Origin of the sequence: Bacillus sp. FSL W7-1354 (assembly GCF_038002405.1) — a bacterium.
Taxonomy (GTDB): Bacteria; Bacillota; Bacilli; order Bacillales; family Bacillaceae; genus Bacillus; species Bacillus paralicheniformis.
This window is the reverse complement of sequence record NZ_JBBOCL010000001.1, coordinates 1772598-1784723: the sequence shown is the minus strand read 5'-3', so window position 1 is coordinate 1784723 and position 12126 is coordinate 1772598. Positions and strand designations below refer to the sequence as shown.

At 48.0% G+C, this 12126-nt stretch carries 13 protein-coding genes; 12 read left to right on the top strand and 1 reads right to left on the bottom strand.

Translation table 11 applies throughout. From position 1 onward, the window contains the following. Positions 1–19: 19 nt before the first annotated feature. The 6 genes from dnaK (at position 20) to deoC (ending at position 7037) form a co-directional block, all read left to right on the top strand. Positions 20–1858 carry a molecular chaperone DnaK gene (dnaK, locus tag MKZ04_RS09055; RefSeq protein ID WP_020452259.1) on the top strand — a complete coding sequence of 613 codons (1839 nt, stop codon included), beginning with the start codon at positions 20–22 and terminating at the stop codon, positions 1856–1858. Positions 1859–2040: 182 nt separating this feature from the next. Continuing rightward, positions 2041–3168, top strand: a complete 1128-nt coding sequence (dnaJ, locus tag MKZ04_RS09050) for a molecular chaperone DnaJ (protein WP_020452258.1) — start codon at positions 2041–2043, stop codon at positions 3166–3168. Between the two features lie 23 nt (positions 3169–3191). Continuing rightward, positions 3192–4127, top strand: a complete 936-nt coding sequence (prmA, locus tag MKZ04_RS09045; protein ID WP_026579278.1) for a 50S ribosomal protein L11 methyltransferase — start codon at positions 3192–3194, stop codon at positions 4125–4127. 23 nt (positions 4128–4150) lie between these two features. Then, positions 4151–4918, top strand: a complete 768-nt coding sequence (locus tag MKZ04_RS09040) for a 16S rRNA (uracil(1498)-N(3))-methyltransferase (protein ID WP_026579279.1) — start codon at positions 4151–4153, stop codon at positions 4916–4918. Between the two features lie 2 nt (positions 4919–4920). After that, positions 4921–6276, top strand: coding sequence for a tRNA (N(6)-L-threonylcarbamoyladenosine(37)-C(2))-methylthiotransferase MtaB (gene mtaB / locus MKZ04_RS09035; protein ID WP_026579280.1), 1356 nt, complete (start codon positions 4921–4923; stop codon positions 6274–6276). Positions 6277–6365: 89 nt separating this feature from the next. Further along, positions 6366–7037, top strand: coding sequence for a deoxyribose-phosphate aldolase (deoC, locus tag MKZ04_RS09030; protein ID WP_025811137.1), 672 nt, complete (start codon positions 6366–6368; stop codon positions 7035–7037). Positions 7038–7055: 18 nt separating this feature from the next. Here deoC and MKZ04_RS09025 read toward each other — a convergent pair whose 3' ends face one another. Continuing rightward, the gene (locus MKZ04_RS09025; RefSeq protein WP_341045720.1) at positions 7056–7991 is read right to left on the bottom strand and encodes a Na/Pi symporter; all 936 of its coding nucleotides are present in this window, start codon (positions 7989–7991) and stop codon (positions 7056–7058) included. 185 nt (positions 7992–8176) lie between these two features. On the opposite strand from MKZ04_RS09025, the gene rpsU reads away from it, so the two are divergent. The 6 genes from rpsU (at position 8177) to yqfC (ending at position 12109) form a co-directional block, all read left to right on the top strand. Continuing rightward, positions 8177–8350 carry a 30S ribosomal protein S21 gene (gene rpsU, locus MKZ04_RS09020; RefSeq protein ID WP_003183654.1) on the top strand — a complete coding sequence of 58 codons (174 nt, stop codon included), beginning with the start codon at positions 8177–8179 and terminating at the stop codon, positions 8348–8350. 14 nt (positions 8351–8364) lie between these two features. After that, complete coding sequence (locus MKZ04_RS09015) at positions 8365–8811, top strand: GatB/YqeY domain-containing protein (RefSeq protein ID WP_023855244.1); 447 nt, start codon at positions 8365–8367, stop codon at positions 8809–8811. 143 nt (positions 8812–8954) lie between these two features. Then, a complete protein-coding gene (locus tag MKZ04_RS09010; RefSeq protein ID WP_341045719.1) occupies positions 8955–10274 on the top strand; it encodes an NfeD family protein in 1320 nt (439 codons plus the stop codon). Between the two features lie 23 nt (positions 10275–10297). After that, entirely contained in the window at positions 10298–11290 is a 993-nt protein-coding gene (gene floA / locus MKZ04_RS09005; protein ID WP_020452249.1) for a flotillin-like protein FloA, read from the top strand. A gap of 29 nt (positions 11291–11319) precedes the next feature. Continuing rightward, positions 11320–11772 (top strand): hypothetical protein, encoded by a 453-nt coding sequence (locus MKZ04_RS09000; protein ID WP_020452248.1) that lies wholly within the window; start codon positions 11320–11322, stop codon positions 11770–11772. Positions 11773–11827: 55 nt separating this feature from the next. After that, positions 11828–12109, top strand: a complete 282-nt coding sequence (gene yqfC, locus MKZ04_RS08995) for a sporulation protein YqfC (RefSeq protein ID WP_020452247.1) — start codon at positions 11828–11830, stop codon at positions 12107–12109. The last annotated feature ends 17 nt before the right edge of the window (positions 12110–12126 follow it).

The following is a 12126-nucleotide window of genomic DNA, read 5'->3' as shown; positions in this document are numbered from 1 at the left end:
ATAGCAGGAGGTAAAAATCATGAGCAAAGTAATCGGAATCGACTTGGGAACAACGAACTCATGCGTTGCAGTGCTTGAAGGCGGAGAGCCGAAAGTCATCCCAAATCCAGAAGGAGCCCGCACGACTCCTTCGGTTGTTGCATTTAAAAACGGAGAGCGCCAGGTGGGTGAAGTGGCGAAACGCCAGTCCATCACGAATCCGAACACGATCATGTCGGTCAAGCGCCACATGGGCACGGACTATACAGTTGAAATCGAAGGCAAAAAGTACACGCCGCAAGAAGTGTCTGCCATCATCCTTCAGCATTTGAAATCATATGCTGAAAGCTATTTAGGCGAAACTGTATCTAAAGCCGTAATCACAGTTCCTGCATACTTCAACGATGCAGAACGTCAAGCGACAAAGGATGCCGGTAAAATTGCCGGACTTGAAGTTGAGCGGATCATCAACGAGCCGACTGCAGCTGCGCTTGCATACGGTCTGGATAAGACGGAAGAAGATCAGACGATCCTCGTCTACGACCTTGGCGGCGGTACATTCGACGTTTCCATCCTTGAATTGGGAGACGGCGTATTCGAAGTTCGTTCTACAGCGGGTGACAACCGCCTTGGAGGAGACGACTTTGACCAAGTGATCATCGATCATCTCGTCTCAGAATTCAAGAAAGAAAACGGCATTGATCTTTCTAAAGATAAAATGGCGCTTCAGCGCTTAAAAGATGCGGCTGAGAAAGCGAAAAAAGACCTTTCCGGCGTATCTTCTACGCAAATTTCGCTGCCGTTTATCACAGCCGGTGACGCAGGTCCGCTGCACCTTGAATTGACACTGACCCGCGCGAAGTTTGAAGAGCTGTCTTCACACTTGGTAGAGCGCACAATGGGTCCAGTCCGCCAGGCTCTTCAAGATGCGGGGCTTTCTGCAAGCGAAATCGACAAAGTAATTCTTGTCGGCGGATCAACACGTATTCCTGCCGTTCAGGAAGCGATCAAAAAAGAAACTGGAAAAGAAGCGCATAAAGGCGTCAACCCTGACGAAGTCGTAGCCCTTGGTGCAGCCATTCAAGGCGGCGTCATCACAGGCGATGTCAAAGATGTTGTCCTTCTGGACGTAACTCCGCTGTCACTTGGTATCGAAACAATGGGCGGCGTGTTCACGAAGCTGATTGACCGCAACACGACAATCCCGACAAGCAAGTCCCAAGTGTTCTCAACAGCGGCTGACAACCAAACAGCGGTTGACATCCACGTGCTCCAAGGTGAGCGCCCGATGGCTGCCGACAACAAAACGCTCGGACGCTTCCAGCTTACAGATATTCCGCCGGCTCCTCGCGGCGTACCGCAAATCGAAGTGTCATTTGACATCGATAAGAACGGTATCGTCAACGTCAGCGCGAAAGATCTGGGTACCGGCAAAGAGCAAAACATCACGATCAAATCTTCTTCAGGTCTTTCTGACGAGGAGATCGAACGCATGGTGAAAGAAGCTGAAGAAAACGCCGAAGCGGATGAGAAGAAAAAAGAAGAAATCGAGCTTCGCAACGAAGCGGATCAGCTTGTCTTCACAACTGAAAAAACGCTGAAAGATCTTGAAGGCAAAGCCGATGAAGCGCAAGTGAAAAAAGCGAATGATGCAAAAGACGCGTTAAAAGCTGCGATCGAGAAAAATGATCTTGATGAAATCAAGGCGAAAAAAGATGAGCTGCAAGCGATCGTCCAAGAGCTTTCAATGAAGCTTTACGAAGAAGCTGCAAAACAGGCTCAGGCTCAGCAAGACGGCGGCGCCGGCGCTAAAAAAGCCGACGACAATGTCGTTGACGCTGAATATGAAGAAGTAAACGACGACAAAGAACAAAAATAATTGAAATAAAATGTGCTGTGCTTACCCCGGTTTGCACAGCACATGACCTTACAGGCGATGAAAGTCAAAGTCAGGATCTCTTGACTTTGACTTTTTTCTTCCTAAAGGACAAAAGGAATTGAAAAAACATAATTTGAAATGATACAATCTAATTTATGTGAGAAAATCGGGAGTGTGAAGAGATGAGTAAGCGTGATTACTATGAGGTGCTTGGGGTAGGTAAGAGCGCTTCTAAAGATGAGATTAAAAAAGCTTACCGCAAGCTTTCTAAAAAATATCACCCGGACATCAACAAAGAAGCCGGAGCGGATGAAAAATTCAAAGAAGTCAAAGAAGCCTATGAAACACTTTCTGATGACCAAAAACGGGCCCATTACGACCAGTTTGGCCACACCGATCCAAATCAGGGATTCGGCGGCGGAGGTTTCGGCGGCGGCGACTTCGGCGGCTTTGGGTTTGACGATATTTTCTCAAGCATTTTCGGAGGCGGCGCAAGGCGGAGAGACCCGAATGCCCCGAGGCAGGGCGCCGATCTGCAGTATACGATGACACTGTCATTTGAAGAAGCGGCCTTCGGAAAAGAGACGACGATCGAAATTCCGCGTGAAGAAACATGTGAAACATGCAGCGGCTCAGGCGCGAAACCGGGAACAAAGCCGGAAACCTGTTCACACTGCGGCGGCTCTGGCCAGCTGAACATGGAGCAGTCGACTCCGTTCGGAAAAGTTGTCAACAGAAGAGTATGTCATTACTGTAATGGAACGGGTAAGCAAATTAAGCACAAATGTTCAACTTGCGGCGGTACAGGAAAAGTGAAAAAACGCAAGAAAATCAATGTCACCATCCCGGCGGGTGTGGATGACGGCCAGCAGCTTCGAGTATCCGGACAGGGTGAACCGGGGATCAACGGCGGTCCGTCAGGTGACTTATTCGTCGTTTTCCGCGTCCAAGAACACGAATTTTTCGAGCGCGATGGCGACGATATTTACTGCGAAATGCCGCTGACATTTGCACAGGCTGCGCTCGGGGACGAAATCGAAGTGCCTACTCTTCACGGTAAAGTAAAATTAAAAGTGCCGGCGGGCACGCAGACAGGCACCAAGTTCCGTTTAAAAGGAAAAGGCGTTGCCAACGTACGCGGGTACGGTCAAGGCGATCAGCACATCGTCGTCCGCGTCGTGACACCGACGAATTTAACAGAAAACCAGAAAAATATTCTCCGCGAATTTGCAGAAGTGAGCGGAAATATGCCGGATGAACAGGAAATGAGTTTTTTCGATAAAGTAAAGCGCGCCTTTAAAGGCGATTAATGATTGGATGAGGAGTTGGTAGTATGAAATGGTCCGAAATCTGCATTCACACGACACATGAAGCGGTTGAGCCCATCTCGAATATTTTGCATGAAGCTGGTGCGAGTGGAGTCGTAATTGAAGATCCGCTTGATTTAATTAAAGAGCGTGAGAATGTATACGGAGAAATCTACCAGCTCGACCCCAATGATTACCCTGATGAAGGAGTCATCATTAAAGCGTATCTCCCGATCAACAGCTTTTTGGGAGAGACCGTAGAAGGAATCAAGGAAACCATCAATAATCTGCTGCTGTATGATATTGACCTCGGACGGAACAAAATCACCATCAGCGAGGTTAACGAAGAAGAATGGGCGACAGCATGGAAAAAATATTATCATCCCGTAAAAATTTCCGAGAAGTTTACGATTGTTCCGACATGGGAAGAGTACACACCGGTTCATACGGATGAGCTCATCATCGAGATGGACCCGGGAATGGCGTTCGGAACAGGCACACACCCGACAACCGTACTTTGCATACAGGCGCTCGAAAGGTATGTGAAAGAAGGGGATTCGGTCGTGGATGTCGGAACGGGAACAGGCATTTTGAGCATTGCATCAGCCATGCTTCGCGCCAAACAGGTTGAAGGATATGATCTCGATCCTGTAGCCGTGGAAAGCGCCCGCTTGAACTCCAAGCTCAATAAAGTCAGCGATCATATCGAGATCAAGCAAAATAATCTGCTTGACGGCGTCGAAGGGGAAAAAGACGTCATCGTCGCCAACATCCTGGCCGAGGTCATCTTGCGCTTTACGGATCAGGCATACAGCCTGTTGAAAGACGGCGGTTATTTCATTACTTCGGGAATCATTCAGCAGAAAAAACAGGAAGTCAAAGATGCACTGGTGAAAGATGGCTTTACGATCGTCGAGGTTCTTTCAATGGAGGACTGGGTCAGCATCATCGCTAAAAAATAATCGTTAGTAGGTGTGACAAGCGTATGCAACGATATTTTATCGAACAATCAAAACAAGAGGTCACGGCCGCACCTGTGTTCTCGATCAAAGGCGAAGACGTTCATCACATTGCGACCGTGATGAGGATGTCTCCCGGAGACGAGGTCATTTGCTGTGCAAAAGACGGCCATGAAGCGAAATGCCGGATCGAGTCCGTCACAAAAGAAGAGGTTTTATTGAGCGTAATCGAATGGACGGGGAAAACACGCGAACTGCCCGTCCAGATCCATATTGCAAACGGCCTTCCAAAAGGAGATAAGCTGGAATGGATCATTCAAAAAGGGACAGAGCTCGGTGCAAGCTCGTTTATTCCTTTTCAGGCATCACGCTCCGTTGTTAAACTTGATGAAAAAAAGGCAAAGAAAAAGCGGGAAAGGTGGGCGAAAATCGCCAAGGAAGCCGCAGAACAGTCCCACAGAAACACGATTCCCGATGTGGCGCCGGTTCACACGTTTCAACGTTTGCTTGAGAGCCTTGAGGACTTCGATAAATGTGTCGTTGCATACGAAGAGTCATCAAAGCAAGGCGAGACAAGCCGGTTTCAATCCGTGCTCAAAAGCCTGCCGGAAGGATCATCCGTGCTCATGGTGTTTGGTCCTGAAGGCGGATTTTCAGAAGATGAAATTGAGGCGCTTAAAGAAAAAGGAGCCCTCGCCTGCGGGCTCGGTCCGCGGATCTTAAGGGCGGAAACAGCTCCGCTGTACGCGTTGGCGGCAGTTTCTTATCATACAGAGTTACTAAGAGGTGAATAACAATGGCAACCGTTGCATTTCATACACTTGGCTGCAAGGTCAACCATTATGAAACAGAAGCAATTTGGCAGCTTTTCAAAGAAGCCGGCTACGAAAGAAAAGAATTCGAAAGTTCGGCGGACGTATACGTCATTAATACATGCACCGTCACAAATACAGGTGATAAAAAAAGCCGCCAGGTGATCAGACGGGCGATCCGCCAAAATCCTGACGCCGTCATTTGTGTGACAGGGTGCTACGCCCAGACTTCCCCGGCGGAAATCATGGCGATCCCGGGCGTTGATATCGTCGTCGGTACGCAGGACCGCGAAAAAATGCTTGGCTATATTCAGCAGTACCAGGAAGAAAGACAGCCGATTAACGGCGTCAGCAATATTATGAAAGCAAGAGTGTTTGAGGAGCTTGATGTTCCTGCATTTACCGACAGAACGCGTGCTTCATTGAAAATTCAAGAAGGCTGCAACAATTTCTGCACATTCTGCATCATTCCGTGGGCGCGCGGCCTGCTTCGTTCCCGCGACCCTGAGGAAGTCATCCGCCAGGCGCAGCAGCTCGTTGATGCCGGCTATAAAGAAATCGTTTTAACCGGTATTCACACCGGCGGTTATGGAGAAGATATGAAAGACTACAACTTTGCACAGCTGTTGAAAGAACTGGACAGCCGTGTGAAAGGTCTGAAACGAATCCGTATCTCTTCAATCGAAGCGAGCCAAATTACAGACGAAGTGATTGAAGTGCTTGACCGCTCAGACAAGATCGTCAGACACCTTCACATTCCGCTTCAATCCGGCTCAAACAGCGTTTTAAAACGGATGAGAAGAAAGTATACGATGGAGTTTTTCGCTGACAGGCTGACGAAACTCAAAAAAGCTCTTCCGGGGCTCGCAGTCACTTCTGATGTGATCGTCGGCTTCCCGGGGGAAACGGAAGAAGAATTCATGGAGACGTACAACTTTATTAAAGAACACAAGTTTTCCGAGCTCCACGTCTTCCCGTACAGCAAACGGACCGGAACTCCAGCAGCACGCATGGACGGCCAGGTTGACGAGAACGTGAAAAACGAAAGAGTTCACAAACTGATCGCTCTTTCAGATCAGCTTGCGAAAGAATACGCATCAGATTATGAAGGCGATGTTCTGGAAATCATTCCGGAAGAGCCGTTCACGGAAACGGGCGAAGACAATCTGCTTGTCGGCTACACGGACAACTATATGAAGGTCGTTTTCGAAGGTTCCGAAGACCTGATCGGCCAGCTTGTTAAAGTGAAGATCTTAAAAGCCGGCTATCCGTACAATAAAGGCCAGTTCGTCCGCGTCGCCGAAGACGACGTCCATGAAAACATCCGCTTATCGTCATAAATGATCAATTTAGCCGGTTCACGAAAAAGGTGTTCCGGCTTTTTTTGCGAATATCATAAAAGACAACCACTTGAAAAGGAGTCGTGACGATGACAAAACAAATTGCGCGAATGATCGATCACACGCTATTGAAGCCTGATGCTGTCACATCCGAAATCGAAGCGCTTTGCAAAGAAGCACGTGTATACGATTTTGCTTCCGTTTGCGTCAACCCTTGCTGGGTAAAGCTGTGCGCCGAGCTTCTTAAAGATTCAGAAGTGAAAGTGTGCACGGTTATCGGCTTTCCTTTAGGTGCGGCGTCTCCGGAAACAAAAGCCTTTGAAACCAGGCAGGCGATTGCAGACGGGGCCGGTGAAGTTGATATGGTGATCAACATCGGTGCATTAAAAGACCGCGATACCCGAACCGTGGAGCATGACATCAGAGCGGTGACAGACGCGGCAGACGGCAAAGCTCTCGTAAAAGTCATCATAGAGACCTCACTGTTGACGGATGAAGAAAAAAGGCACGCTTGTGAACTGGCCGTAAAAGCCGGCGCCGACTTTGTCAAAACATCGAGCGGTTTTTCCGGCGGCGGTGCGACAGTTCAGGATATAAAACTGATGCGGGAAGCTGTCGGACCTGTTATCGGCGTTAAAGCATCAGGGGGCGTCCGCGATAAGGAAAGCGCCCTTGCCATGGTTGAAGCCGGAGCGACGAGAATCGGAGCAAGCGCAGGCGTGTCGATTGTCAAAGGCTTAACAGCGGATGAAGACTACTAATCAACAAAAACCAGGCGTTTACCGGGCCTGGTTTTTGTTTGGAATGAGAAACATGATCAGCGAATGAAACAGATTTGAGAGCGGCAGAAACAATAGGGATGTGACGACGTTGAAGAGCAGGCTGAAATGGGCAATCTGCTGAGCGGGGCTTTCAGACAGTCCGGAGATAAAGCCTGTTATTGATGAGAGCAGGGGGTATAAAGCTGCTACACCGATGACATTAAACAGCACATGGGCATAAGCCGTTTGCCTGGCCGCAGCTCCGCCTTTGAAGGACGCCATCACGGCTGTGATGCATGTCCCGATATTGGAGCCGAGAACAACGCTCATCGCTTCGGTCAAACCGACGACACCTTGATCCATAAAGCTCATCAGGATGCCGACACACGCCGAACTGGAATGAATCATCGCGGTCAACACCGTGCCGATGATTAAGGCGTAAAGCGGTGAATTTTCAGCAAGCTGCACAATATAAGCGCCCGAGTCTAGCTGTGACAACGGCACGGCAAGCCGGCTAAAGCCGCTGATACAGAAAAAAATAACACCCAAGCCGATCATGCTTACGCCCACTTGCCGAAAAGGGGATTTTCCGGCCATGAAAAGAACCGCACCTGCGGCAAAGAGGGCAAAAATCAAAAATTCCAGCTTGACCGCCAAAAATTCCGTTGTGAAGGTGGACCCGATGTTTGTTCCCAAAATGAGCGGAATCGAACGTTTAAATGAAAGGGCGCCTACCGAGACAAAGCCAATGACGATCACCATAAATGCCGAGCTGCTTTGCAAAACCCCCGTAAATACAATGCTGACCAAAAAGGCTTTCACCGGATGATCCGTGAAAAACAGCAGCCGCTTTTCGATTTTTTCAAATGTCAGTGAAATCAAACCTTTTCTCAGCATGCTCATGCCTTTGAGAAAAAGAACGATCAATAATATGAATAAGATCAAGATTATCATCAGTTTTTCGAACAGCCTCCTTTATAAATATATACAGACAAGCTGCCGAAATCATGACTGAACAATAAAACGATTCTCCTTGGTTGACCTTACCGGAGGCTTATATTATAATGTCAAAGTACATGTTTATATGTATGTCTTTTTTTAAAGCAGTCGATTGGTGTATTCGGAGGGAGGGAAAGAGAATGTCAAAAACGGTCGTTAGAAAAAACGAATCGCTTGAAGATGCTCTTCGTCGCTTCAAACGCAGTGTATCAAAGACAGGTACTTTGCAGGAAGCAAGAAAGCGTGAATTTTATGAAAAACCTAGCGTAAGACGCAAGAAAAAGTCTGAAGCTGCAAGAAAGCGCAAATACTAAAAGAGGGTGGATTTATGAGTCTTCTTGAGCGGCTGAATCAAGATATGAAGCTCTATATGAAAAACCGTGAGAAAGACAAACTGACTGTCATTCGCATGGTCAAAGCTTCGCTTCAAAACGAAGCAATCAAGCTTAAGAAAGACAGGCTGACCGATGATGAAGAACTGACTGTTCTTTCTCGTGAATTAAAACAGCGTAAAGACTCCCTCCATGAATTTTCAAACGCTAATCGTTCAGATTTAGTAGATAAAGTTCAAAAAGAGTTAGACATTCTGGAAGCTTATATGCCTGAACAGCTGACGGAAGAAGAGCTGCTCGGCATCGTCAATGAGACGATCGCCGAAGTCGGCGCCTCTTCAAAAGCGGATATGGGCAAAGTGATGAGCGCTATCATGCCGAAAGTCAAAGGCAAGGCGGACGGCGGTCTCGTCAATAAGCTTGTCAGCAAACAACTGTCTTAAGAAAAAGACGCCTTTAAGCAATTAAAGGCGTCTTTTTTTGTGCGTGTTCATACAATAGAAAAGTAGTAGAAAGATGAAACCTTTGCTACATTTATAACGTATGTAATGTTAATGATAATAGGGGAAGGAGGTCTCAGACATCGTTGCTGCTGAAAAAATTTAGAATTTTTGTTGCTCTGGCCAGCGGTTTTGTTTTATTCTTATTACTAGGCGTTCATTTGACCGTGAAAGCTGATGGAGATACAGTGTATGTCATTCCGATCGAAGAAACGGTTGAAAAAGGGCTTTCAAAATTTCTTGAGCGTTCTTTTCAAGAAGCGGAAGATATGAATGCCAAACATATCATACTCGATATCAATACCCCCGGCGGAGCGGTCGATGCAGTCCTTGACATGGCTGATACGATACATAACTCCGACATTCCGGTGACCGCTTATGTGAATAGAAGGGCTCTGTCCGCAGGCGCTTACCTCGCCTTGAATGCAGACGATATTTATATGGCGCCCGGCGGGAAAATGGGAGCTGCCGCGATCATTGACACGCAGGGAAATGCCGCTGATAAAAAGTCGGAATCTCTGTGGCTCGCTGAAATGGAAGACGCAGCCAAAAAAAACGGACGTGATCCGAAATACGCTCTCGCGATGGCCGATGCGGATGTCGATGCTAAAGAAGTTGGGGCGCCGAAGGGCGAGCTGCTCACATTAAGCCCTGACAAAGCGCTGGAAGTCGGCTATTCCGAAGGCACAGTTTCGAGCCTTGATGATCTTTTGAAAAAGCTGAACTTGAAGGATGCCAAAATCGAGCGTTCCGAGGTGAGCTTCGCCGAAAAGGTGGCCCGGTTCATCACGCATCCGGTCGTGATTCCGATTCTCCTTTCAATCGGAAGTCTCGGGCTGATTGTCGAGCTTTATTCGCCTGGTTTTGGGATCCCCGGCTTTATGGGACTCTCCGCGCTGCTGCTCTTTTTCTACGGTCATCTCGTCGCCGGGCTTGCCGGAATGGAAACGATCCTTCTGTTTGCAGCAGGCATTATTTTAATCATTTTAGAGATTTTTTTGCCGGGCGGAATAGCAGGGATTGCCGGCCTGATCGCGATTGTTGCGAGCCTCTTTTTAGCATCGGGAAGCTTTAAGGTCATGGCCGTCTCCATTTTGATTGCAACTGCTGTTTCTATAGCGGCATCCATTCTATTAACAAGGGTGTTGGGGAAGCGTATGAAATTTTTTAAAAAATTGATCTTAACTGACTCGACAAGCACGGAAAGCGGATATGTGTCAAATGAAAACCGGCGCGATTTAATTGGTAAAACCGGCGTCACGTTTACACCGCTCAGACCGTCCGGAACGGTCATCATCGGCGATGAACGGCTTGATGTCGTATCTGAAGGCTCGTTCACCGCGAAGGACAAGAAAGTGAAAGTGGTTAAAGTGGAAGGCTCACGCATTGTTGTGAGAGAATTATAAATTATATTATTAGGAGGAATATTATGGATCCGTCAACACTGTTTCTTTTGCTTATTATAGCAGCCGGAATCATCTTACTAGCTGTCTTCTTTACATTCGTCCCGGTCATGCTGTGGATCTCGGCTTTGGCCGCTGGTGTTAAAATCAGCATTTTCACACTGATCGGAATGAGGCTCCGCCGCGTCATTCCAAACCGCGTGGTGAACCCGCTGATCAAAGCGCATAAAGCGGGACTTGATGTTACTATCAATCAGCTTGAAAGCCACTATCTTGCAGGGGGTAATGTTGACCGGGTTGTCAACGCGCTTATCGCTGCCCAGCGTGCAAACATTGAACTCACATTCGCCAGATGTGCGGCCATCGATTTAGCGGGCCGTGACGTGCTTGAAGCCGTTCAAATGAGCGTTAATCCGAAAGTCATCGAAACGCCGTTTATTGCCGGTGTAGCAATGGATGGTATCGAAGTGAAAGCAAAAGCGAGAATCACGGTTCGCGCAAACATCGACCGCCTTGTCGGGGGAGCGGGAGAAGAAACAATCATTGCCCGTGTCGGCGAAGGGATCGTTTCGACAATCGGTTCCTCCGATAATCATAAAAAAGTGCTTGAGAACCCGGATATGATTTCACAAACCGTCTTGAGCAAAGGATTGGATTCAGGCACAGCGTTTGAAATTCTATCGATCGATATTGCTGACGTTGACATCGGCAAAAACATCGGAGCGATTCTGCAGACCGACCAGGCTGAAGCCGATAAAAACATCGCCCAGGCGAAAGCAGAAGAACGCCGCGCCATGGCGGTTGCGCAAGAACAGGAAATGCGCGCCCGCGTCGAAGAAATGCGTGCTAAAGTCGTCGAGGCAGAAGCCGAAGTGCCGCTTGCGATGTCTGAAGCTCTCCGCAGCGGAAAGATCGGAGTCATGGACTACCTCAATATGAAAAACATCGACGCCGACACAGACATGCGCGATTCTTTCGGAAAGATGACGAAAGACCAAAATGAAGAGGATCATAAATAAACAAGCCCCTGTAAAAAGGAGGGAGCTCATTGCTTGATATCCTGTTCGACAATCCGATTATCATGGCGGCCATCATCGCAGCCATCTCCTTCATATTCAACAAGCTCGGAAAAAATGATGAAAATGAAGAAACCAAGCGAAAACCGGTGCCTGAACGGCCGAAAACGCAGACGACGCCGAAGCAGACGGCACAGCGCCAGCCGGCAGAAAACAAACAACAACGGCCTGCAGCAGCAGCGGCTGCTGCAAAAAGCGAAGATATGGCCGCAGAACTCCGCAGAATACAAGCGGATGCCGAGCGGTCCATGCCGGCCGTTGAACGGGCCATTAAAAAGCAGAGCAGCCGGGTGGTCAACCGGAAACAAGAGCTGCTCGATATGAATAAAAACACGATTGTCCAAGGCGTTGTACTCAGCGAAGTATTCGGCCCTCCGCGGTCGAGAAAGCCGCATTACACAATGAGGCGCCGGCCTAAAATTTAAGTATTAGAACCCCCATATCACTCATACATATGAGATGAAAGGGGGTTCTTTTTTTATGGCGCAAAGAAAAAACCGCATCAAAGCGTGGCTGACAAGAACATTGGAAATTCCCCCTGATGTCATGATGGATCTTCCGAGGATCACGATGATAGGAAGACTTCACATATATATTGAAAACCACAGAGGGCTTTTGCTTTTCAGCGATACGGAAGTAAGGCTGATGCTCAAACAGGGGCAGTGCATCATTCAAGGCAAAAACTTTGTCATCAAAACGATTTTGCCTGAGGAAATTCTGCTTGAAGGCACGATTGAGCTCGTACGCTATATCGATTCATAAGTCGGGGGGAAAGAATC

Excerpts from the sequence above, each read along its gene's own strand:
- floA (WP_020452249.1), top strand. The coding sequence starts at position 10,298 with ATGGATCCGTCAACACTGTTTCTTTTGCTTATTATAGCAGCCGGAATC.
- dnaK (WP_020452259.1), top strand. The coding sequence starts at position 20 with ATGAGCAAAGTAATCGGAATCGACTTGGGAACAACGAACTCATGCGTT.
- MKZ04_RS09015 (WP_023855244.1), top strand. The coding sequence starts at position 8,365 with ATGAGTCTTCTTGAGCGGCTGAATCAAGATATGAAGCTCTATATGAAA.
- prmA (WP_026579278.1), top strand. The coding sequence starts at position 3,192 with ATGAAATGGTCCGAAATCTGCATTCACACGACACATGAAGCGGTTGAG.
- deoC (WP_025811137.1), top strand. The coding sequence starts at position 6,366 with ATGACAAAACAAATTGCGCGAATGATCGATCACACGCTATTGAAGCCT.
- MKZ04_RS09025 (WP_341045720.1), bottom strand. The coding sequence starts at position 7,991 with ATGATAATCTTGATCTTATTCATATTATTGATCGTTCTTTTTCTCAAA.
- dnaJ (WP_020452258.1), top strand. The coding sequence starts at position 2,041 with ATGAGTAAGCGTGATTACTATGAGGTGCTTGGGGTAGGTAAGAGCGCT.
- rpsU (WP_003183654.1), top strand. The coding sequence starts at position 8,177 with ATGTCAAAAACGGTCGTTAGAAAAAACGAATCGCTTGAAGATGCTCTT.
- yqfC (WP_020452247.1), top strand. The coding sequence starts at position 11,828 with ATGGCGCAAAGAAAAAACCGCATCAAAGCGTGGCTGACAAGAACATTG.
- mtaB (WP_026579280.1), top strand. The coding sequence starts at position 4,921 with ATGGCAACCGTTGCATTTCATACACTTGGCTGCAAGGTCAACCATTAT.
- MKZ04_RS09040 (WP_026579279.1), top strand. The coding sequence starts at position 4,151 with ATGCAACGATATTTTATCGAACAATCAAAACAAGAGGTCACGGCCGCA.